The organism is Spirochaetae bacterium HGW-Spirochaetae-1 (assembly GCA_002839375.1).
GTDB lineage: Bacteria > Spirochaetota > UBA4802 > UBA4802 > UBA5550 > PGXY01.
Genome location: PGXY01000005.1, coordinates 145,330 through 165,206 on the forward strand (window position 1 = coordinate 145,330; position 19,877 = coordinate 165,206).

Genomic DNA, 19,877 nt, shown 5'->3' on the forward strand with positions numbered 1-19,877 from the left:
AAAAACATGGGGGGTTTCCCCATAAAAATAATATGCCTTTCCCCAATAAATTATTATATTTTCATCTATTGCTATTCACTACCTGACACAGTACATTAATATTGTAAATTTCTTAAGTTTAGTTTTACCCTGATTTTTTATTTTGTTGTGTGATACTTTTCACAGGGCTGAAGCAATTCAGCCCTTTTTTTTTCCCCGTGTACAACTGCAATCTCCCCAACAGCGCGACGTATAAAAACCAGGATTTTCCCTGTAATCCATAATGATAGATAAAAGGACTTACCGGCCCGGAAGAACACAGAGAATCATGAACAAGAAATCGCAGTTTAAAAACTAGAATTAAGGGGAATAAGCGTCTTTGCAAAAAGGTGACGAGGAATAGAGAAAGTATTCTGAAACAAAGGCGGCCGGCAGCGGGGGTCTGCTGTTTTACCGCCGGCCGCAATATATATTTTTAGAATTTCAGGGGCAACTACGCATTTCCTCTCCGGGTAATAATATTTCCGTCCTCCCCGCTTCGTTTCATCAAGGGAACCGGATCTAATCCGGGGAGGCCTTGTATGGATGATAATATATCCTCATGTCCGTTTTTACCCACTGCCGGCTCTGCTTTAGCACGGGTAATTTTAGCGGCAACATTTGCATAATGGCGTCCCCGGAAAACAAGCTCAATCGCAACAGGCAGCGTGAATATTCCGAACCTGAATGACTTGAGGATAAACCATAACGCCTGGACGCCGAATGATGAGAAGAAAAGTTTTACCAGCTCGATAATGAGCCTCGTCCTGTTGGGATTATTAGTAATCCTTGCCATTGCCAGGTCCCATTTCCACGGCACCGACCGGTCAAAGCCGGTAATTTTCATATCCGGCAGCCTGCTGATGAGCGTCAGTGCGCGGGCGAAATAGTTCCGGGGCTCATAGGTTTCAGATATGACACGACGGTAACCCTCAATCAGTTTGTCCGCCTGCATCCTGGGTATGAAATTAAGGACGGTATCAACGTTGTCGCCGCTGTGCGGGTTTTCCATCACCAGAAGCCTGTCTTCCCGCTCCAGCCGTTTGTACAGATCTGTATTCGGCATCGCCGCCAGCAATCCCGTCATGCTCTGTGCGATTCCATTCTCCCGGACAAACTCCAGCTGCCGGTCGAAGACGTCATCCGTATCGGTATCGAACCCCAGTATAAATCCAGCCATCACCTCTATCCCCGACCGCTGTATTTTTTCGATGGCGGCCTTCATGTCGCAGGAGGCGTTCTGTTTCTTGTTGGTCGCCAGCAGTGTGGCGGAATCGGGCGACTCAATGCCGACAAAAACTGAGGTGAAACCCGATCTCGCCATCAGGTCCAGGAGATCATTGTCAGCTGCCAGGTCAATGCTCGCTTCCGTGAATAAAAGATAGGGATATTTCCGTTCCTGCTGCCAGTCTGCAAGGAGACGGAGCATCTCCTTGACGGTCTTTCTATTGGCTATAAAGTTGTCATCTACGATGAACAGGCGACCGCGATACCCTGTTGCGTAAAGTGCTTCAACCTCTCTCATGAATTGGGCCGGTGACTTGGTTCGCGGAACGCGGCCGAACATCTGGATTATATCACAGAATTCGCAGTTGAACGGGCACCCCCGGGAGAACTGGAGAGCCATCGAGGCGTAATCGTAGGGACGTATCAGGTCAAAACGCGGCGGCGGGGTAAGGGCAAGTGCCGGTTTATCCTTATTATCATAAACCTTTTTTGCCTTTCCCTGTTCATAGTCACGCAGGAATTGGGGAAGATTATTTTCGGCTTCATACAGGATCAGGTGATTGATCTTATCCGATTCGAGATAGTCGCGGCCCGGTTTCCCATAGGCTGATTGAACAAAAGGCCCGCCGGCGACAATGGTTTTACCGAGTTCATGACAGGTGCCGACAATTTTCACAAAGGATTCCCGGTGAATCCACATGCCGGTGAGAAATACCATATCACTCCATTTCACTGCCTCTATGTCCAGATCACATACATTCAGGTCGATTATTTTGACGTCATAATTTTCGGAAAGCATGGCAGCCACGGTCATCAATCCCAGCGGAGGCATGACTGTCCTGAATCCGGCTGACTTAAGAGAACTGTCATGGCTCCAGAAGGATTGCGGTGTTTTCGGCTGGATCATTAACGTGTTTATTTTTTTCATTATGTTTTCCTTTCCATTGATTTCAGGCCCGACGGGTCATTTAATCCATTTTGCTTCATAAAACCTCCTTTTGATTAATCACGTTTATTAAAAGCATTCTCATATAGCTATCAAAACATAATATACTTATTGCTTGTTATTGCGTCAATATATTATGCTTTTTTTTTAGCATTTTATTTTGCTTTTACTTTAGCCAATTTTATAATTTTATTATTGACATCATCACTGCTTATATTATCAAAATAAAATTGCTGCAACACCATGTTACTTACGGAGGCATTATGGCTGTCATCAGGAAAGACCAGAAAGAACAACTGAAGAATGTTCTATTGAGGGTGAGCATACCGGCGGCATTGATGAGTGAATTGAAAAAAACTCAAAAGCTTTGCAAGGATAACAAGTTGTATTTTGATATCAAACCGGATATAATCGCTGCTCTTGAAAAGGCAATAGAAGAAGCCATTAATATAGTAAATTCTGAAAAGAAAAGCAAAAATAAGTAAATTCACTGCATACGTCATTTTCCCGATGAAGGGTCAAATAACGTATAAACAAATGGAAATTCAAATGTTCTGAGATCAATTATATTCATTGACAGTTTTTCCTTCAATGACAAAGATTGCGGCATTCCTTTGAGCTCCCGGCAATGTCCGGAGAAAAACATTAACCATGCTGAATACAATAAAATCAATTTTCGCAAAAATATTTGCGCCGGATCTCCTGGTAAAATTCGCCGATTTTCTCGACAACCGGTTCAAATTCCCCTGCATTCCCATGCGGTTCGGCTGGGACTTTATCATCGGGCTCGTGCCCGTGGCAGGGGATGTGGTTTCAGCGGTGATTTCGGGATATATCGTCCTGGCCGCCTTCCATCACCGCGTCAGGCCGCTGATCATCGGACGCATGATTTTCAATATCCTGCTGGACCTGATCATCGGGCTTGTTCCTGTAATTGGCGACTTCTTCGACGCGGGCTGGAAGGCCAATATCCGGAACGTGCGGCTGCTCATAAATGAGATTGAAAAACGCCAGGTTATAGTCGCACAGCCATCCAAAAGAATATCCCCATCATAAGCAAGGGTGATAAAATTTCCGGCTTTTTTAAAAATACGATCTGGTAGTCTGATTAAAAAAAGCCGGTCGCATATTATAAATTCAATTGCAAAAAACATCATTACAATTCTAAAGTAGTACTTTAGAATTGTAATACGAAATCAGTCTGCATTATTTATTGCTTGACGGCAATAAATTTCATGCATATTATTTATGCAGTTAAAAACAGTTATGTTGAAAATTCAAATCGATATACATGCATCGGAGAGAGCGGCTGAACGGGGCGTATCAATTGAGGAAATCGAAGATGTAATCCATACCGGCCATCCCGTTCCGGCGAAACAGGGAAGATCTGCGAAAAGCAAGGTCTTCGATTTTAACAGGGAAAGAAACGGTAAATTCTATAAACATAAATGTGTTGAAGTATATTACCTGATTGAAAACAATATAATAATTACCGTAACCGTTTACGCATTCTATGGAACATGGGAGCACCAAAATGAACATAGTATATAACAACAAAACCGACCTTCTCTATATGCGGATCGACGATTCAAAGCATGAAATTACAAATAGAAGGGTTTCCGAAGATGTAGTTCTTGACATAGGCGAAGATGGGAAAATTGTCGGCATCGAGATAATGGATGCCTCAAAAAATATCAATCTGAAAAATATTCTGCCCGTCAGCTACAGCGTTTCCGTGTGATGGATTTACCGGCCTGATTCTTTTTCATCCCATAATACAAATATTTCAGACTGACAGCGCAGGCATATCATGGCACTGATGAATCTCCAGAACATAACACTCGCCTTCGGCGGCCCGGTTCTTTTTGACGGCATCGGCATACAGATCCAAGCCGGGGAAAAAATCTGCCTCCTGGGACGCAACGGTTCGGGGAAATCAACGCTTATGAAAATCATCAGTGGAACCCTGGAACCGGACTCGGGACGGGTTATCCGCGATGACCATGTAACCACGGCATTTCTTTCGCAGGAAGTCCCCGATGACATCAGGGGAAGCGTTTATGACTGTATCGCCTCGGGATACCTTCCTCACCATGACGGTGATGATCATCTTGACACCCACCAGGAAAAACACAAACACACTCAGACCGACCGGATACTGTCCCTTCTTTCCCTTGATCCCGAACCGCGCTTTGAGACCCTCTCGGCGGGAATGAAACGAAGGGTACTCCTGGGACGGACCCTGGTGAACGATCCCCATATCCTGCTGCTCGATGAGCCAACGAACCACCTGGACATGGATTCCATTGAGTGGCTCGAGACCTTTCTCTCCCGCTATGAAAAGACCGTCTTCTTTGTGACCCATGACAGGATGTTTCTCCAGAAAATCGCCAACCGCATCATCGAACTCGACCGGGGGAAACTCTATGACTGGAAGTGCGATTACAAAACCTTCCTGCAGCGGAAGGAAGCATGGCTCGAATCGGAAGAAACACAGAATGCCCTTTTCGATAAAAAACTTGCCGCCGAAGAAATATGGATCAGGAAGGGAATCAAGGCGCGGCGCACACGCAACGAGGGAAGGGTCCGGGAACTGGAAAAAATGCGCCGCGACAGATCTCTGCGCAGGGAACAGCAGGGTTCCGTGAAAATGGAAATCCAGCAAACGGAAAGATCGGGCAAACTGGTCATTGAAGCGGAAAATATTTCCTTTGGTTACGGCGAGCAGGATATTATAACGTCCTTCTCGACAACAATACTCCGCGGGGACCGCATCGGCATTATCGGGCCAAACGGCTGCGGCAAAAGCACACTCATCAGGATACTACTGCAGGACCTGGCGCAGCGGACAGGAACCGTGAAGCATGGAGCCCGTCTTGAAACCGCCTATTTCGACCAGCTCAGGAACAGGCTCGATGAAAATAAGACCGTCAGAGAAAACGTTACGGACGGGAATGAGATTATTGATTTCAACGGCGGGAAAAAGCACATCATAGGCTACCTGCAGGATTTTCTCTTTACTCCGGACCGCATCAACATGCCGGTCAAGGCTCTTTCCGGCGGAGAAAAGAACCGACTGCTCCTGGCCAAACTTTTTACCCGTCCGGCTAACCTCCTGATTCTCGATGAGCCCACCAATGATCTTGACCTTGAAACGGTTGAACTGCTCGAAGAACTGCTCCTTGATTTCAACGGCACCCTCATCCTGGTAAGTCATGACAGGGCCTTTTTAAACAATGTAGTAACAAGCACCCTGGCCTTTGAAGAAAATGGCGCAATACGGGAATGCGTCGGCGGCTATGATGACTATAAATCCCGGAACACCTCTCCTGAAATTAAAAAACCAGGGAAGAATACCCGGGAGAAAAAAAATTCATCAAAGACAAAGCTCACTTTTAAAGAGAAAGAGGAGCTGGAATCCCTGCCCCGCATTTTAGAAGAAAAAGAAAGCCGCCGCGAAGAACTCTTCCGCATCATGTCAGATCCGTCATTTTATCAGAAAAGCGGGGACATGGTGACCGTGATCAAAGAAGAGCTCAGGGAACTGGAAGATGAACTGGAAAGCCTCTTTGTCCGCTGGGAAGAACTTGACCGCATGGAACAGCAGTTTTCTAAAAAATAATATCAGGAAACCGTCATTAAAATCCCGCCTCACCATGGCCGGTTTGTTCAGTATCACCGGAAAAACTAATATGTTTCTGTTTTTCACTGCTATTGACAAAAATCAGTATTTATACTACACTATATCCTCTAAAAGCTTCAGTCCAGGCTTCTTTTCCATGTCCCGTGAATTACCGAATCCATCTCCGTGACGGGACACATTTTTATGCTGGAACAATAAAATTAACACTACGATAGAGGAGGACCCAATGCAGCAATCAGCATCACGAAGAAAAACTCTTCTCGTCAATAAAACATTTCAAAAGAACATGATCTTCCAGTATGTCGCCATGAATATTCAAACGGCAGTTATTTTCGCTATACTCCTGTTTATCATCATGCAAAAATCCATAAGCTCCATGCTTCCTGCCGAAACCGCGCGAGACGTCGCGGCCGCCATGATTCTCCCCATGATCGGTTTCATAGCCCTGTACGTTCTCATTACATCGGCCCTCATAGCGTTTTACGTGGTTCATTCATCGAACAGGATCGCCGGTCCTATATACCGCTTCAACGCGGTGATAAAGGAAATGTCCCAGGGGAACCTCGTACCGGCCGTGTCCATCAGAGATGGCGACCACCTGATGGAAACATCGGAACTGTTCAAGATACTTTCCAGCAATCTTGCCGGTGACTTTTCAATAATGAAAAGGACTATACACGAATTGAACCAGCACGCCCTGTCGAAAGGCGACAACAGCCTTATAGATAAGGTGGGAAGGCTCCGGGACCTTACGGAAAAATACCGTGTTGAACATACCGTCCATGAATAGGCAGCCCGCTGCTCACCGTGACATTGATGTAATAGCATGATATGCCCATACCCCCCATGTGACGAATTTATCAACAATCATGAGGGGCGACCCGAAATCGACGATACTATTGTCCTTGACATATTCAGATATACAATTCGCCATGGTATGATACCATATAATATGGATAAAATTAGACAGGGATTAAATGATTACCTTATCCCTGAAAAAGAGGAATAACGCATGAGCATAAAAACCCAGGAAAAATTCAATTTTTATTCACATCTTACAGGCGCGGTTCTCTCCTTCGCAGGTTTGATATTTCTGGTGCTTGCAGCGAGAGGCTCCATGACGGCTTTAATTACCGCCCTCATTTACGGTCTTTCCATCGTTTTTCTTTTTACAGCGAGTTCCCTTTATCATGCTTTTAAAAAGAAAGAAAATGAGCTCTCCTTCTGGCGGAAGATGGATCGCATGGCTATCTTTTTCATGATAGCCGGAACCTATACGCCCGTTTCTTATTTTTACCTGGAAGGCAACTGGAGGTGGATCATGATAGCCCTGCAGTGGGGCCTTGTCGGTTTCGGCGTTTTTTCCCAGGTTTTCTTCCCCAGGGCCCCGCGGGGGCTTTACGCCTTTATCTATCTATTCATGGGATGGCTGGCTATTTTCCCCATAAAGCAGATAGTATCCAGGATGTCAACATATGAAATTTTTATGCTCTTCGGCGGTGGAATAGCCTTCACACTTGGCGGACTGGTCTACGCCATCAAACGTCCTCGGATGCTGCCGGGTGTATTCAGTTTTCATGAACTGTTTCACATAACGGTTCTCGTAGGCGGAAGTTTTCACTACGCCATGATATGCAATGCGTATTTCCGGGTTGCTGCATGACAGGCCCTGTTCTCCCTTCTCAATGCCGCAAACTGCTGCATGATGAAGAATCCCTATTCGAGCGTGAATATAAAAAATATTTTCTTGAAGGAGAAACAAAGCCGGGCCATATCGGGGCGCCCTACCTCCTTCACCGCCCTGAATCAAATTACGGCGTTCTTCTCATTCACGGCTTTATGGCCGCCCCTCATGAAGTGAGGGAATGGGCCGATCATCTTTTCTCGAAAGGATTTACCGTTTATGCGCCCAGGCTCGCAGGGCACGGAACCTCGGCTGATGATCTGGCACAGCACAAGTATCCTGACTGGATTGAGTCGGTGGAGCGTGGATACGGGGTACTTAACCTGCTCTGCAAGGATGTGATTGTCGCCGGTTTTTCAACGGGCGCCGGTCTTGCCCTGAGCCAGGCGATTCTTCACCCCGACAGGTATCGCGCCGTGGTATCCGTAAGCGCGCCTCTGCAATTTAAAGGGTTATCAACCCGTTTCTCCCGGGTGATGGAATTCTGGAACAGGAAAATGGAAGCCCTGGGCATTACCTCTTTCCGAAAATACTTTTCACCCAATCATCCCGATAATCCTGAAATCAATTATCATCGCTGCCCCGTTCACGGGCTCAACCAGGTTAAGGCACTGATGCAGAACGTTTATCGCGATCTTCCCGGGCTTTCCGTTCCAGCCCTCATTGTTCAGGGAAACCATGATCCCAAAGTGGATCCCCGGTCGGGCCCGATGATTTATGAAAGAATAGCCGGCAGTCAAAAGCTCTACCGGGAAATTAATTTTCACTGCCACGGCATTGTCAGGGGAGAAATCGCCTTTTCCGTTTTTTCATTCGTGGACGAGTTTCTTTCGAAGATCATAAAAAACCGGGACATCTGAACAGTTTATATCTGTCATTTCGCTTTTTCACAGGCCGGCGGGCTATTCTATTGCGGGTCTTAATGCTTATTTTTAACCGATGATTTTTTTTACCATAACCGACAGTTCTATCATTGAATAGGGCTTCTGGATATAACCATTAATTCCCATCTTCAGGCTCTCTTCAATCCTGCTGTCCTGCCTGAATCCCGATGCGAGCAAAACTCTGACATTCGGGTCAATCTTCCTCATCTCGGCATAAACCTCCTGTCCCGAGAGCCCGGGCATGGCCATATCAAGAAGAACGGCACATATTTCCTTAAAACGATCCCTGAATATTGACAGACCGGAAGATCCATTCTCCGCTGTTACAACATCATAGCCGCACTCCTTCAATATATTGGCGGCAGTTTTCCGTATAATCTCCTCATCATCCACAACCAGGATGAGGCCTTCACCCCGGACAACCGTTTCTCTCCTGTCATCCTCCCTGGCATCAGGCTCATTGTTTTCCGGGAGATACACGTTAAAGGTGGAACCGACGCCGGGTTCGGAATAGACATCGATAAAACCGTTATGCCGGCGGACAATAGTATATACCATGGCAAGTCCAAGACCGGTCCCGCTCTCTTTATCCTTGGTCGAGAAAAAGGGGTCGAATATTTTCCCCCTGATTTCCGGATCTATACCAATACCGCTGTCACCGTGGCTGATAACCCAGTAGACATCCGCCTTTGCCTGGGGATGTGTTTTTTTGAAATGCTGGTCAACTGTAATTTTTTTTACAATAACTGACAGTACCCCGCCCTGCCGTTCACCGGGTGATCGCATGATAGTCATTGCATGAGAAGCGTTGAGGCACAGGTTCAGGATGACCTGTTCAATCTGCGCCGGATCGCCCTTAACAGAGGCACTTTCCTTGCTATACTCGGGCTTGAGGAATATGGATTTATCAAAAGTATTGGAACAGATATCCATGACATTTTTTACGACAGCATTGAGATCAACGGTAACAGATGAAAACTCGTGCCTCCGGGACAGAGCCATGAGCTGCTGAACCATTTGCGCCGCCCGGTTCCCGGATCTTTCAATCAGATCGAGACCCTCCCTGATCTCCTCATCGATAGTCATATCGCTTCCGATGATATATTTCAGGAGAGTGACGGTGCCTATGATTCCGCTTAGAACATTGTTAAAGTCATGGGCCAGGCCCCCGGCCAGAGTGCCCACTGTTTCCATCTTCTGGGCCTGCCTGAGCTGCTCCTCTTTCATCTCAAGCTCGGTCACATCATCGATCCGGATAACGGCTCCATGGATGTGATCAAAAACAAGAGGGCTTACTGTCATGTTGAGATAATGCTGTCCATTAATATCAACGGCCAGACGTACAAGCTCAACAGGCTGGCTGGTTCCAATGACCTTCTCGATATCATCCCTGAATGCACTGATAAAGGGAATGACATCCCAGATACTCTTCGCTTTTGCCTGAGCGGCAGACACACCGGTATATTTCTCCGCAGCAATATTCCACTGAGTTATCTTTCCTTCAGCATCTATCGATATAAGCAAAGAAGATAAAGAATTGAATACATTGTTCAGAAAATTTCTCGTATTCTCCAGTTCTTTCTCTGTTTTAATCCGTTCCTCAATATCCCTGTCAAGAGCAACGTTCTTTACCATAAGTTCCTCGGATTTACTGCCCAGTTCACGGGCAAGACGCTTCTCTGCATGGAACGCAAGTGCATACCTTCCCGAAAGCAGATAGGCCTGGGAACAAATGAAAATAAAAAGCCCCAGGGCATTACTCATAGTATAGAATGGCATGATATTGTTATAACTCAGCGTATCGATAATTGCGGTTACAAGAAAAAAGATAAACCCGATGAGCATGATCAACGCACCCTGTCGTTTCTTCAGCCAGGCCCTTACGAGACAGTAAAAACTGTAGGTTAGTGAACCCAGAAGATACAGCAGAAAGAAGGCGAATGTCCAGGCATATATATATGTGGGAGTGACAAGGGCGACGACGGCAAACAGAACCGCCGCAAACCAGGTCACGCGTATAAATCGTTTGTTCATCTCCCCGGGAAACAGGGTTGCGATAAACATGAGCATGCTCGGGACAAATAAATACAGTGAGAGGTTTACGATTAAAAAGCGGAACGCCCATCCCATGTCTTTCAGGAACAATTTATAGAAAAAGAGCTCTCCGGAAAACTGGTTGAAAACGGCTATGGCTATGGATAACATGAAGAAGTACAGGGGGGATTTATCCTCCCTCATCAGGAGAAAAACGCCCAGATGATAGAGGGCTATGATTACAATACAGCCGAAGAGGAATACTTCGATGAAAACAAGTTTCCCCCATTCCGACAGGAGATCATCCTTATTCCCCAGTATAACCGCTTCCCCGACTCCCCCATGGTAATTGTCGAAATTTGAAACCTGGATTATGATGGTCATTTCCTTCCCTTTCAAAGAAAGGGGAGACACGCCGGGCTCATAATCAGGATCAGATGATTCCCTGTCACGGCCCACCACACCGCCATGTCTGACCAGGTTGCCGTTGACAAAGAGACGGAAGGATGTCGCAATGGCGGTGTTTCTTACGGCCAGGCTGCCATATTTTTCCGGAAGGAGTATTTTCAACCGATGTGTTGCATATCCCATAACAGGGAACTTTTCACCATTGACGTGAAAGTCGCTCCAGTATTCCGGGAGGGATATGTATGCGGTACGAACAGGCATGCCGGGCCCGTTAAAGTCCTCGGGATTGAGAAGCTGTCTCCAGTAAAACTCCCATTCTCCGGACAGTCTGACCGGGCCGTCAGAATTGAAATCCCAGTCCCTGAGATCCATAATTCCCGACGATGCGACGGGAGATTTTTTACCTGAGTATGACCTGCCGCAGCCCGCAGTGGAAAACAGCAGCATTATGAGAATTGCGAGAACCCAAGCCCATGGCCTCTTTCGCACACACCCCCCTTCACGATGCGGAATCATTTATTTAATTGTATTCATTTCTCCAGGTGCTTCAATTCTTTTTTTGACCTGAGCAGCAAATAATAAAAATGAACAGCCCTTCCCTGCACTTTAGTAACGTAATGACCGGCGCAGCAGCAGCGCCATGAAATAAAACAGCACCGGCGCCGCGAGCCATATGAGCTGGGGAATGAGTGTAATGTTGTGGCCATTGAACAGAAACATCACAGGGTTCCACCACAATGCATTATACTCCCATCCGTTATTGCCCGTACTCAGGAGTTCCACGGCAAGCTCCTGCACCTGCCCCCAGACAAGAAGAACAAGGAGTTCCTTCCACTTGAAGACATCGAAACGCGGTTCTTCGCAGAACAGGTTAACCAGCCACACGCCGAGAAGGAACAGACCGCCATCCCAGAGCGTATGGCTGATAATTATAACTGTGAAATGCACCGGCGGCGGCGAAGTGAAATTAAAGATGTCAACAACGCCCAGTCCATCAAGCGTGGACAGGGGGATTTCCCAAAGCAGCCCAATGAGACACCCAATCCAAAACATGTGCCAGGTAAACCGCGTAATTTTATTTACTCGGTAAAGCACTGTGACTGTCACGGGAACAGCAGCACCGATGAAAAAATCAATCATGAAAAAATTCTTTCCTATAAATTCCATATGATACCCTCTCGTGGTCCATCACCGGTTCATGCCCGGGTCCGGTAACTGTAGTACTGGTGTTTAATTTTTAATTATTGATAGAAATATCCGTATGGGCAAGGCTTTTTTCTACAATTGAATCTCTACAAAACTATCCAATCTAAGATCGCTTCGGCTATAACTTATAAGTCTTGACAAAATGGATTTTCACTGCAATTATTACTTGTCATCGCCAGCCGGAGAGACAATAACAGAAAGACATTAACGAGCATAGGACGATTCAGGATATGAAAGTACATAAGAAAACAACCAGTGCTTTGTGTCAGGTCACCGGGAAGGAACTTTCCGAGGACATGCTGGTTCCGGCCAATTCCATCCGTCTTCCCATTCTCGAGCTCATCAGAACGGACCACCCCGACTTTGATGAAAACGGCTTTATTTGCATCGATGAGCTGAACCGGTACAGGCAAAAATATCTCAACGAACTGGTCATCAGTGAACGGGGCGAAGTCACGGAACTGGAAAGGGAAGTCCTGGAAACCATGAAACAGGCCGATTTCCTTTCCCGCAACATCAATATAGAGGAAGAGGAAAAGTTTACCACGGGCCAGCACGTGGCCGACATAGTGGCCCGTTTCGGCGGGAGCTGGACCTTCATTATCTCCTTTTTCGTCATCCTGGCGGCCTGGATCATTACCAACGTTTTTCTTCTGGGTGCCAGACCCTTCGATCCCTACCCCTTCATCCTGTTGAACCTTATCCTGTCATGCATGGCATCCATACAGGCGCCGATCATTATGATGAGCCAGAACCGACAGGAGGCAAAAGACCGGCTCAGGTCGGAGCACGATTACCAGATCAACCTGAAGTCAGAACTGGAAATACGCCAGCTCCATGAAAAGATCGACCACCTCGTCTCGCGGCAGATGCACAAACTCTTCGAGATACAGGAGCTTCAGGTTGATTACCTGCAGGAACTGTTGAGTATTGCTGAAAATAAAAAGAACGACCGGGGTGATGCGGGATGAGTTTCGAAACGATCGTTCAGCACTTCGGATATCCCGCTATCATTCTGGGAAGCTTTCTGGAAGGTGAAACCATTCTTGTCGTGGGAGGTTTTGCCGCGCACCGCGGCTATCTCTCGCTGCCCCTGGTCATGGCCTGCGCCTTCGCAGGAAGCTTCATCGGGGACCAGATCTATTTTTTCATCGGCAGGAAAAAGGGCCTCGTCTACCTGGAAAAGAAACCCGCAGCCCGGGAGAAAATAGAGCGGTTTCAGGCCCTCCTGGAGCGCTATAACACGATCATCATCCTCGCTTTCAGGTTTCTCTACGGACTGCGGACCGTGGCGCCCTTCACCATCGGTCTTTCATCGGTTTCGGCGAAACGATTTTTCATCCTCAACATGATCAGCGCCCTTGTTTGGGCTGTTACCGTGGGCGGCCTGGGTTATTTTTTCGGTCATGCCTTCGAGATTCTCCTCGATGACCTGAAAAAATACGAGATATGGGTCATGGGTGCCGGCCTGATGATACTCGCAATACATCTTGTTCTACGTTACTGGAAAAACCGCAAAAAAAGCATAACCCGGGAGGAATAAGAATAAAATAACTGCATCCTTGATCTTAACCCCATCGCTGTCCGAAATTTTATTATTTTTTTTCCTGCCCTGAAACATTCCCATAAATTATGTGTCTCTTACATCGTGTTTTCAATTATGGATATTCCCCTGTTAACGCACGTTCCGTGCCTGATAACAAGGCGTATCCCTTTTGCATATCAACTATGGCATTGAAATTTCTAATTTTCATCTACAGGAATTTATTTTTATAAAAATATTCCGGAGGTACCATCCATGTTTCAAAAAATAAAATCACAGTATAAAATTTCACTGCCAATCCTGGGCATCTTTCTCGCGGTTTTTCTCGTCTACCATATGTCATGCCGGAGCGGTACCAGTTCCCTTTTCAGCGCCGGCAATAAATCACCCCTGGTGGGAACCGGTGAAGTCGCCGATGCCGTTAAAGTACAGGATGCGTTCCGTAAGATTTACAATCTTTACCAGAACAGCGTTGTATTTATCAGCACCGAGCAGACCGTAAAGCTTCAATCATCGCCTTTTTTTAATGATCCATTTTTCCGCAATTTTTTTGGACAAAATGCGGTCCCTCAGGGTAAAACGGAAAAACGTCAGGGCCTTGGTACCGGTTTTATCCTTTCCGAAGATGGTTACATCTGCACCAACTATCACGTGATAGCCGATGTTGATAAAATCAACATCAAAGTTAACAATGAAAACTATGTTGCCACGGTGGTTGGCTATGATGAAAGAACCGACATCGCCCTGTTAAAAATTTCAGCAAAAGGAAAGTTTCTGCCCGTGTTCCTCGGTGACTCAGACAAGGTAAATGTTGGCGACTGGGCTATCGCCATCGGCAACCCCTTCGGTCTCGATAAAACTTTCACAACGGGCGTTATAAGCGCCATCGCCCGCAAGGACCTGGACCTCATGGGCGATTCACAGACGCATATCCAGACCGACGCTTCCATCAACCCCGGCAATTCGGGAGGTCCTCTTATAAACATCTATGGCGAGGTCATCGGCATCAACCGGATGATCTACTCCCAGAGCGGCGGGAACATGGGAATAGGTTTCGCCATTCCCATTAACAAGGCAAAGGATGTCCTGGAACAGCTCAAGACCCATAAAAAGGTAAAACGGGGATATATCGGCGTGCAGATAGTGCCCATCACCGATGATTACGCCGGGCAGCTGGGACTTGCAAAAACAAAAGGCGCGCTTATCGGCGGAGTGATGGATAACAGCCCGGCCGAAAAAGGCGGCATACGGGTAGGAGATGTAATCCTGAAAATAAACAACAAGGAAATAGCGAGTTATACCGATGTCGTACAGGAAGTTGAAAAAACAGAAATCGGGAAAACCCTGAAAGTAACCGTATGGCGGAACAAGCAGGAAGTAAACCTGTTTATTACGGTCAAGGAACGACCATAATCCCGTTTATTAGGACTTTAATTTTTATGTGTATTGGCGCTAGTCATAATAATGCCGGCGACCTCAGGGGAGTTCCGCCGGCATATTGTTGAAGAGGATACACTTTACAGAGCGATTTATTTCCAGTCTAGAATCAATGATTTTTGCGTTGGCGAGAGGCTCCCGAACTTCGGCATTGCTCCTGATTTTACCGATTCCTGGATCAATGCTTTCCGGCTACAAATCTCTTCCTTTGAGGGGAAATCCTTTGCATGACAAAGATTGCATTTGTCCTTGATAACGGCCACCAGCGCATCGTTCGGCGGTGTTACGCAGGCTTCTTTAGTGAATGTGGAAAGCTTTGCGGAACAGGCAAGCATCACCGCTCCCAGAAATAAAATCGAAATGAATACTACATGTCTTTTCATAATTTTTGTACTCCTTATAAATACATAGCAGGGAAGGATTGGGAAAATAATTTTCAAGATTATTTATCTTTTGTTTAGATTAGAAAGTATAAATTGGAAAGTGTCAATACAATAAAAATGGCCTCTATTTTTTATTGACAGAAAATTCCCGGCAAACAAAGATTTTTAAATTCTCATTTATTCAGCAAAAACAGTACGGTTTACCGGAGGATTATAATGATGAGGACATGGCAATACAGAAAAATCAATGGATATTCAATTTTCATGATAATGATTACAATATTCATTTTTTTCAATTCAGCCGCAAACGATGCATTGGCAGAAACAAAAGGTTGGGCCGCAAAAGTTGGGAAAGAGGTAATAACGATCGATGATCTCAACCGGTTCTACTATGCCCAGAATAAAATAACCATGGACGTGGAAAAAAATGAAGATGTCGACAGGCTGGCCGGTGATCCCGCTTATTCAGATTCGCACCCCTTCCTGAACAAGGAATATTTTCTTGATATCCTTATCAATGGAAAACTTGCCTACAATGCCGCACAGGAAGACAAGAAAATCGACAGGGATGAACTGAACACAATAATTGAACTTTCCCGCTACCAGGTTGTCATGCAGTATTTCTTCATGCAGAAACTCAGGAATACAATTGTTGTAACTGATAAGGAAATTGATGAATTCTACAAGACACATGAAGAGAGTTTAAAAAATTACCCTGCTGATGAGGGTAAAGACCTGTGCAGAAAATATATCCGGGACACAAAACTCAAGGAAGCGATACAAAAATATATCGATAACCTGAGAATGAAAACAAGCATAGACAAAGACGGTTTCAGGGAATACCTGTCCAGCCAGAAAAAATAAAACTGATTCAATCATGAAACTCTGAAAGAATTCCCGGCAGAGAAAACCTGTCAGGAATTCTTTTCAATCTCACCGATACTACAACTTATTGATATACCCCTTTTCTTTGAACCAATTGAGCGCCTTCTCTATTGATTGTCGAATGGGTGTCTGCGGCAAACCCAGTTCCTTCACAGCCTTTGAGCAGTCATACCATTCCTGAGACTTGCCTATCCTCACCTCCGATGCCGTGACCACGGGAGGTTTCTTTGTAAAAAAAGAGCCCAGCTCGAAAACATATCCAAGAGCCACGGCCAGGTGATACGGTATTTTTATCCGCGGCGCTTGCACGCCCGCAACATCGGCTATCAGCCTGAAATAGTCCGAAACGGTTAAATTTTCATTTCCAAAAAGATATCTCTCTCCCACTCTGCCTTTTTCCGCTGCAAGAATATGTCCCCGCGCCACGTCTTCGACATCGATGATATTGGTCCCCCCCTCGATGTAGCCCGGCATTTGACCCGTGGCAATGTCGATGATCATCTGACCTGACGGCGTCGGCTTGATATCGCGTACACCGATGACCAGGGTGGGATTAACAATGACAATCGGCAGTCCCAGGGAGACAAATTTTCTCGCCTCGATCTCGGCAAGATATTTGGATATGGAATAATGGTCCCCCGATTTCCAGTGATTAAATTCGGCATTTTCATCTACAGGGATGGGTCCATGGGCCCCCATCGTATTGTTGGTACTTGTATAAACAACTTTCTGTACACCGGCATCGAGCGCCGCCTTCATCGATACTTTTGTGCCTTCAACGTTAACTTCGTAAGGCAATTTTTTATCAGGTACCCAGTGGGCAAAAAAAGCCGCTGTATAATAAAGCGTATCGCAGCCCTTGAGGGCCTTTTTCATGGAATCACCGTCGCGTATGTCCCCAAAGGCCCTTTCTACGTCAAGCCCGTCAATGTTCCGCGTATCACTGGTTTCCCTTACAAGAACTTTAACCTCCTCGCCGTCCCTGAGCAGTTCCCTCACGATAGACGAACCCATGAACCCCGTTGCGCCGGTGACAAGTTTTTTCATTACTGGTTTATCCTCCGAAAAAAAAGTAGTAGCGAATTATTTCCCTGACGAGCCTCACGTTTTGCATAAATCATCTATAATACAAGTTGATATACGAGGCTTTATGAATGGTCAAGATAATTATATATTTTTTACCTATGAGAAGTTCCAGTTTTCAGAATCCGGTCTTAACAGGCCTTTCCTCTTTTACTGCCTGCCCAATAATGTCCTGTGTTCCGCATAAAATTAAAAAATCCTTGCCTTCCCGGGACTCTCTGGAATTATCTGACCGTCTCCGAACATATAAAATTTCCCACGTTAAAATAATAGCCATGAACAAAGAACACTCGGAAAGATACAGGGCCCGCGACGGTATTGTGCTCGAAATAGCCCACCACCGCGCGCCCCGTGAAAAGAAGGTACTGATCGTGTGGCCCTGCACAGGAGGAGCCTTTCAGATGTACCGGGCCCCCGTTTCCTCTTTCACCGAAAGGGGTATATCGGTAGTTCTCTTCAACCCACCGGGCCACGGTTCCTCCGGTGGCGAGAGAAACTATAAGGCTGCCATACACTATTTGACCGAATACCTGCATGAACATGTCGATTCCTCCCTTGAACACATCTTCGCGGGACACAGCGGCGGCGCCGGGGCCGTGCTTGTCGCTGCCCCCGATTCGGCAGTGATGAAAAAATTTTTCCTGGTCTCACCGGTCCTTGATTCACGCGAATCCCTGTTTTTCATGTACAGAAAAAACACCATTCATGAATTCAATATGCTTATAGCATCCCTGGCTGTTGACAAAAAGAAAGTTCTGGAAATACTCTCGGTGAGTAAATGGATGGACCCTGTCATTTGGCAGAAGCGGGGCTACCGGGAACTGCTCGATGGCATCTCGGGCGCAAATCTCATCGGAAATTTCCTTGAGAATCTCTTTATACAGGGCTTCAACACCTTTGAAGAACTGAAAAAACACCGGGAACACTGTCGTATCCTTCTTGCCTCAAACGACAACTGGTACTGTCATGAATCAATCGAAGTCCTGGCAGGAGAAAATAATATCCCCATCACTGTCATGAAAAGTGCCCGCGACCACTACTTCACCGGTGCCTGGCCGGAAGTATGGAAATATATCCTTCATGAATCATCACCGCTCTGAAACGAATTAAAAGCCTATTAATTATCTTCGCATTTATACTGCCTCATATCCCTCCTTTTAATGCATTATTAACTTGACAAAATCTCATTTATTTAATTGATTAGTTAATTTATTTGATTAATTACATAAATAGCCTGAATAAATAACCAGAGAGGATGGAACTATGAAAATCGTGTTTGTCATTGACAGTTGGAATGACGGGAATGGCGGTGTTGTTGCCACCAAGAGACTCGCCAGGGAATTACTCAACCGCGGACACAAAATATCCATAGTCGCGACCGGTAATCATACGGGAAACGGGGAGTTTGATTTTTTTGAAATCCCCGGATTTTATCTGCCCGGGATGAAGGAATCCCTTGATAGCATGGGCTTTCTTTTTGGAAAAGCGAAAAAAAAGATTCTCCGCAAAGCCTTTGAAGGGGCCGACCTGATACAGCTTCAGTTTCCCTTTTTCATGTCCCGGAGAACCGTGAAGATTGCCAAAAAAATGGGGATACCGGTCTTCGGTGCGGCTCATGTTCAGCCCCAGAATGTCATCGCTGCACTGGGGAAAGAGAGCGCCATGATGGAATGGATGTTTCATCGACTTTTCAACGCCTGTCTTTTTAAGCAGGTCAAGGTGCTTCATTGCCCCTCGGCATTCGCCGCCGATCTGGTCACCAGTCACGGCAGCCGGGCGCATTGCCGTGTTATCTCCAATGGAATCCCCCGGGAATACACACCCCGGCAGATGGAACGGCCGAAGGGTTTCGGCGACCGTTTTGTCATTGCAAATATCGGTCGCCACGCCCTGGAAAAGCGCCAGGAACTCCTCATCGATGGAGTGCTCAGGTCAAAATATAAAGACAATATCCAACTCCTCCTGTGCGGGAAAGGTGAAGATTCAGAAAAACTCCGGAAGAGAGGGGAAGAACTTCCGGTAAAGCCCTTAATTGAGTACGTATCCCCCGAGGACAAGCTGCTCTACCTGAACACTTCTGACCTGTACCTCCATTCTTCAGTGGTGGAACTGGAAAGCCTGTCATGCCTCGAGGCAATAGGCTGCGGCCTCCCCTGCCTGATCGGCAACTCGCCCTACAGCGCCGCGCCCCAGTTTGCCCTGGATGAACGGTTTATCTTCACCGTGGATGATGCGGAGTCCCTTGCACGCAAAATCGATTACTGGTATGAAAACCGTGCGGAATTGAAAAAACTGAAACAGGCAACTCTCGCCATGGCTGAAAACTACCGCATGGATGCATGCATCGATGAAATGGAGGCACTGTATCACGATGTCGTGACAGGCCGGCTGGAGCATGATAAAACCGCCGGGGTCATATCAGGAAAAATTCTTCATGGCGTACCCAATCCTGATTATAAAGAAAACAAGATTCCCGTAAGCCGCGTATCATGAGGT

Annotated in this window: 19 protein-coding genes; 14 read left to right on the forward strand and 5 right to left on the reverse strand. The window is 46.3% G+C overall.

The window, feature by feature from the left end:
- Positions 1-472: 472 nt before the first annotated feature.
- Positions 473-2,173, reverse strand: a complete 1,701-nt coding sequence (locus CVV44_11000; GenBank protein ID PKL38406.1) for a B12-binding domain-containing radical SAM protein — start codon at positions 2,171-2,173, stop codon at positions 473-475.
- A gap of 281 nt (positions 2,174-2,454) precedes the next feature.
- On the opposite strand from CVV44_11000, the gene CVV44_11005 reads away from it, so the two are divergent.
- From CVV44_11005 to CVV44_11040, 8 genes are all read left to right on the forward strand, one after another.
- On the forward strand, positions 2,455-2,676 hold the full coding sequence (locus CVV44_11005) for a hypothetical protein (protein ID PKL38407.1): 222 nt from the start codon (positions 2,455-2,457) through the stop codon (positions 2,674-2,676).
- A 166-nt stretch (positions 2,677-2,842) separates the two neighbouring features.
- The gene (locus CVV44_11010) at positions 2,843-3,247 is read left to right on the forward strand and encodes a DUF4112 domain-containing protein (GenBank protein PKL38408.1); all 405 of its coding nucleotides are present in this window, start codon (positions 2,843-2,845) and stop codon (positions 3,245-3,247) included.
- Between the two features lie 192 nt (positions 3,248-3,439).
- On the forward strand, positions 3,440-3,742 hold the full coding sequence (locus CVV44_11015) for a hypothetical protein (GenBank protein PKL38409.1): 303 nt from the start codon (positions 3,440-3,442) through the stop codon (positions 3,740-3,742).
- Positions 3,705-3,932 carry a hypothetical protein gene (locus CVV44_11020; protein ID PKL38410.1) on the forward strand — a complete coding sequence of 76 codons (228 nt, stop codon included), beginning with the start codon at positions 3,705-3,707 and terminating at the stop codon, positions 3,930-3,932. Before CVV44_11015 ends, CVV44_11020 begins: the two co-directional genes overlap by 38 nt.
- A 69-nt stretch (positions 3,933-4,001) precedes the next feature.
- The gene (locus CVV44_11025; GenBank protein PKL38411.1) at positions 4,002-5,813 is read left to right on the forward strand and encodes an ABC transporter ATP-binding protein; all 1,812 of its coding nucleotides are present in this window, start codon (positions 4,002-4,004) and stop codon (positions 5,811-5,813) included.
- Positions 5,814-6,060: 247 nt separating this feature from the next.
- Positions 6,061-6,624: a hypothetical protein gene (locus CVV44_11030; protein PKL38412.1), complete on the forward strand. Its 564-nt coding sequence runs from the start codon at positions 6,061-6,063 to the stop codon at positions 6,622-6,624.
- 222 nt (positions 6,625-6,846) lie between these two features.
- On the forward strand, positions 6,847-7,497 hold the full coding sequence (locus CVV44_11035; GenBank protein ID PKL38413.1) for a hemolysin: 651 nt from the start codon (positions 6,847-6,849) through the stop codon (positions 7,495-7,497).
- Positions 7,467-8,378: a hypothetical protein gene (locus CVV44_11040; protein PKL38414.1), complete on the forward strand. Its 912-nt coding sequence runs from the start codon at positions 7,467-7,469 to the stop codon at positions 8,376-8,378. The genes CVV44_11035 and CVV44_11040 overlap by 31 nt, the downstream gene beginning before the upstream one ends.
- A gap of 72 nt (positions 8,379-8,450) precedes the next feature.
- Here the strand turns inward: CVV44_11040 and CVV44_11045 are convergent, their stop codons facing one another.
- Positions 8,451-11,360 carry a hypothetical protein gene (locus CVV44_11045; protein ID PKL38415.1) on the reverse strand — a complete coding sequence of 970 codons (2,910 nt, stop codon included), beginning with the start codon at positions 11,358-11,360 and terminating at the stop codon, positions 8,451-8,453.
- A gap of 90 nt (positions 11,361-11,450) precedes the next feature.
- On the reverse strand, positions 11,451-12,011 hold the full coding sequence (locus CVV44_11050; protein PKL38416.1) for a hypothetical protein: 561 nt from the start codon (positions 12,009-12,011) through the stop codon (positions 11,451-11,453).
- Positions 12,012-12,280: 269 nt separating this feature from the next.
- Between CVV44_11050 and CVV44_11055 the strand changes: the two genes are divergently transcribed.
- From CVV44_11055 to CVV44_11065, 3 genes are all read left to right on the forward strand, one after another.
- On the forward strand, positions 12,281-13,021 hold the full coding sequence (locus tag CVV44_11055; GenBank protein PKL38417.1) for a hypothetical protein: 741 nt from the start codon (positions 12,281-12,283) through the stop codon (positions 13,019-13,021).
- Positions 13,018-13,593: a DedA family protein gene (locus tag CVV44_11060; protein ID PKL38418.1), complete on the forward strand. Its 576-nt coding sequence runs from the start codon at positions 13,018-13,020 to the stop codon at positions 13,591-13,593. Before CVV44_11055 ends, CVV44_11060 begins: the two co-directional genes overlap by 4 nt.
- Positions 13,594-13,848: 255 nt before the next feature.
- On the forward strand, positions 13,849-15,006 hold the full coding sequence (locus tag CVV44_11065; GenBank protein ID PKL38419.1) for a serine protease: 1,158 nt from the start codon (positions 13,849-13,851) through the stop codon (positions 15,004-15,006).
- A gap of 116 nt (positions 15,007-15,122) precedes the next feature.
- Here the strand turns inward: CVV44_11065 and CVV44_11070 are convergent, their stop codons facing one another.
- On the reverse strand, positions 15,123-15,413 hold the full coding sequence (locus tag CVV44_11070; protein PKL38420.1) for a hypothetical protein: 291 nt from the start codon (positions 15,411-15,413) through the stop codon (positions 15,123-15,125).
- 216 nt (positions 15,414-15,629) lie between these two features.
- Between CVV44_11070 and CVV44_11075 the strand changes: the two genes are divergently transcribed.
- Entirely contained in the window at positions 15,630-16,277 is a 648-nt protein-coding gene (locus CVV44_11075; GenBank protein ID PKL38421.1) for a hypothetical protein, read from the forward strand.
- Between the two features lie 78 nt (positions 16,278-16,355).
- Here the strand turns inward: CVV44_11075 and CVV44_11080 are convergent, their stop codons facing one another.
- On the reverse strand, positions 16,356-17,345 hold the full coding sequence (locus CVV44_11080; protein ID PKL38422.1) for an epimerase: 990 nt from the start codon (positions 17,343-17,345) through the stop codon (positions 16,356-16,358).
- Positions 17,346-17,452: 107 nt separating this feature from the next.
- Here CVV44_11080 and CVV44_11085 point away from each other — a divergent pair, with 107 nt between their 5' ends.
- Positions 17,453-18,481 (forward strand): hypothetical protein, encoded by a 1,029-nt coding sequence (locus CVV44_11085; protein PKL38423.1) that lies wholly within the window; start codon positions 17,453-17,455, stop codon positions 18,479-18,481.
- A 163-nt stretch (positions 18,482-18,644) separates the two neighbouring features.
- Positions 18,645-19,874 carry a hypothetical protein gene (locus CVV44_11090; protein PKL38424.1) on the forward strand — a complete coding sequence of 410 codons (1,230 nt, stop codon included), beginning with the start codon at positions 18,645-18,647 and terminating at the stop codon, positions 19,872-19,874.
- Positions 19,875-19,877: the final 3 nt, after the last annotated feature.

What these genes read in the sequence shown, in the direction of transcription:
- CVV44_11020 (PKL38410.1), top strand. Translation starts at nt 3,705, where the DNA reads ATGGAACATGGGAGCACCAAAATGAACATAGTATATAACAACAAAACC.
- CVV44_11030 (PKL38412.1), top strand. Translation starts at nt 6,061, where the DNA reads ATGCAGCAATCAGCATCACGAAGAAAAACTCTTCTCGTCAATAAAACA.
- CVV44_11065 (PKL38419.1), top strand. Translation starts at nt 13,849, where the DNA reads ATGTTTCAAAAAATAAAATCACAGTATAAAATTTCACTGCCAATCCTG.
- CVV44_11025 (PKL38411.1), top strand. Translation starts at nt 4,002, where the DNA reads ATGGCACTGATGAATCTCCAGAACATAACACTCGCCTTCGGCGGCCCG.
- CVV44_11015 (PKL38409.1), top strand. Translation starts at nt 3,440, where the DNA reads ATGCAGTTAAAAACAGTTATGTTGAAAATTCAAATCGATATACATGCA.
- CVV44_11035 (PKL38413.1), top strand. Translation starts at nt 6,847, where the DNA reads ATGAGCATAAAAACCCAGGAAAAATTCAATTTTTATTCACATCTTACA.
- CVV44_11075 (PKL38421.1), top strand. Translation starts at nt 15,630, where the DNA reads ATGATGAGGACATGGCAATACAGAAAAATCAATGGATATTCAATTTTC.
- CVV44_11000 (PKL38406.1), bottom strand. Translation starts at nt 2,173, where the DNA reads ATGAAAAAAATAAACACGTTAATGATCCAGCCGAAAACACCGCAATCC.
- CVV44_11010 (PKL38408.1), top strand. Translation starts at nt 2,843, where the DNA reads ATGCTGAATACAATAAAATCAATTTTCGCAAAAATATTTGCGCCGGAT.
- CVV44_11050 (PKL38416.1), bottom strand. Translation starts at nt 12,011, where the DNA reads ATGGAATTTATAGGAAAGAATTTTTTCATGATTGATTTTTTCATCGGT.
- CVV44_11070 (PKL38420.1), bottom strand. Translation starts at nt 15,413, where the DNA reads ATGAAAAGACATGTAGTATTCATTTCGATTTTATTTCTGGGAGCGGTG.
- CVV44_11045 (PKL38415.1), bottom strand. Translation starts at nt 11,360, where the DNA reads ATGATTCCGCATCGTGAAGGGGGGTGTGTGCGAAAGAGGCCATGGGCT.
- CVV44_11080 (PKL38422.1), bottom strand. Translation starts at nt 17,345, where the DNA reads ATGAAAAAACTTGTCACCGGCGCAACGGGGTTCATGGGTTCGTCTATC.
- CVV44_11090 (PKL38424.1), top strand. Translation starts at nt 18,645, where the DNA reads ATGAAAATCGTGTTTGTCATTGACAGTTGGAATGACGGGAATGGCGGT.
- CVV44_11005 (PKL38407.1), top strand. Translation starts at nt 2,455, where the DNA reads ATGGCTGTCATCAGGAAAGACCAGAAAGAACAACTGAAGAATGTTCTA.
- CVV44_11060 (PKL38418.1), top strand. Translation starts at nt 13,018, where the DNA reads ATGAGTTTCGAAACGATCGTTCAGCACTTCGGATATCCCGCTATCATT.
- CVV44_11055 (PKL38417.1), top strand. Translation starts at nt 12,281, where the DNA reads ATGAAAGTACATAAGAAAACAACCAGTGCTTTGTGTCAGGTCACCGGG.
- CVV44_11040 (PKL38414.1), top strand. Translation starts at nt 7,467, where the DNA reads ATGCAATGCGTATTTCCGGGTTGCTGCATGACAGGCCCTGTTCTCCCT.
- CVV44_11085 (PKL38423.1), top strand. Translation starts at nt 17,453, where the DNA reads ATGGTCAAGATAATTATATATTTTTTACCTATGAGAAGTTCCAGTTTT.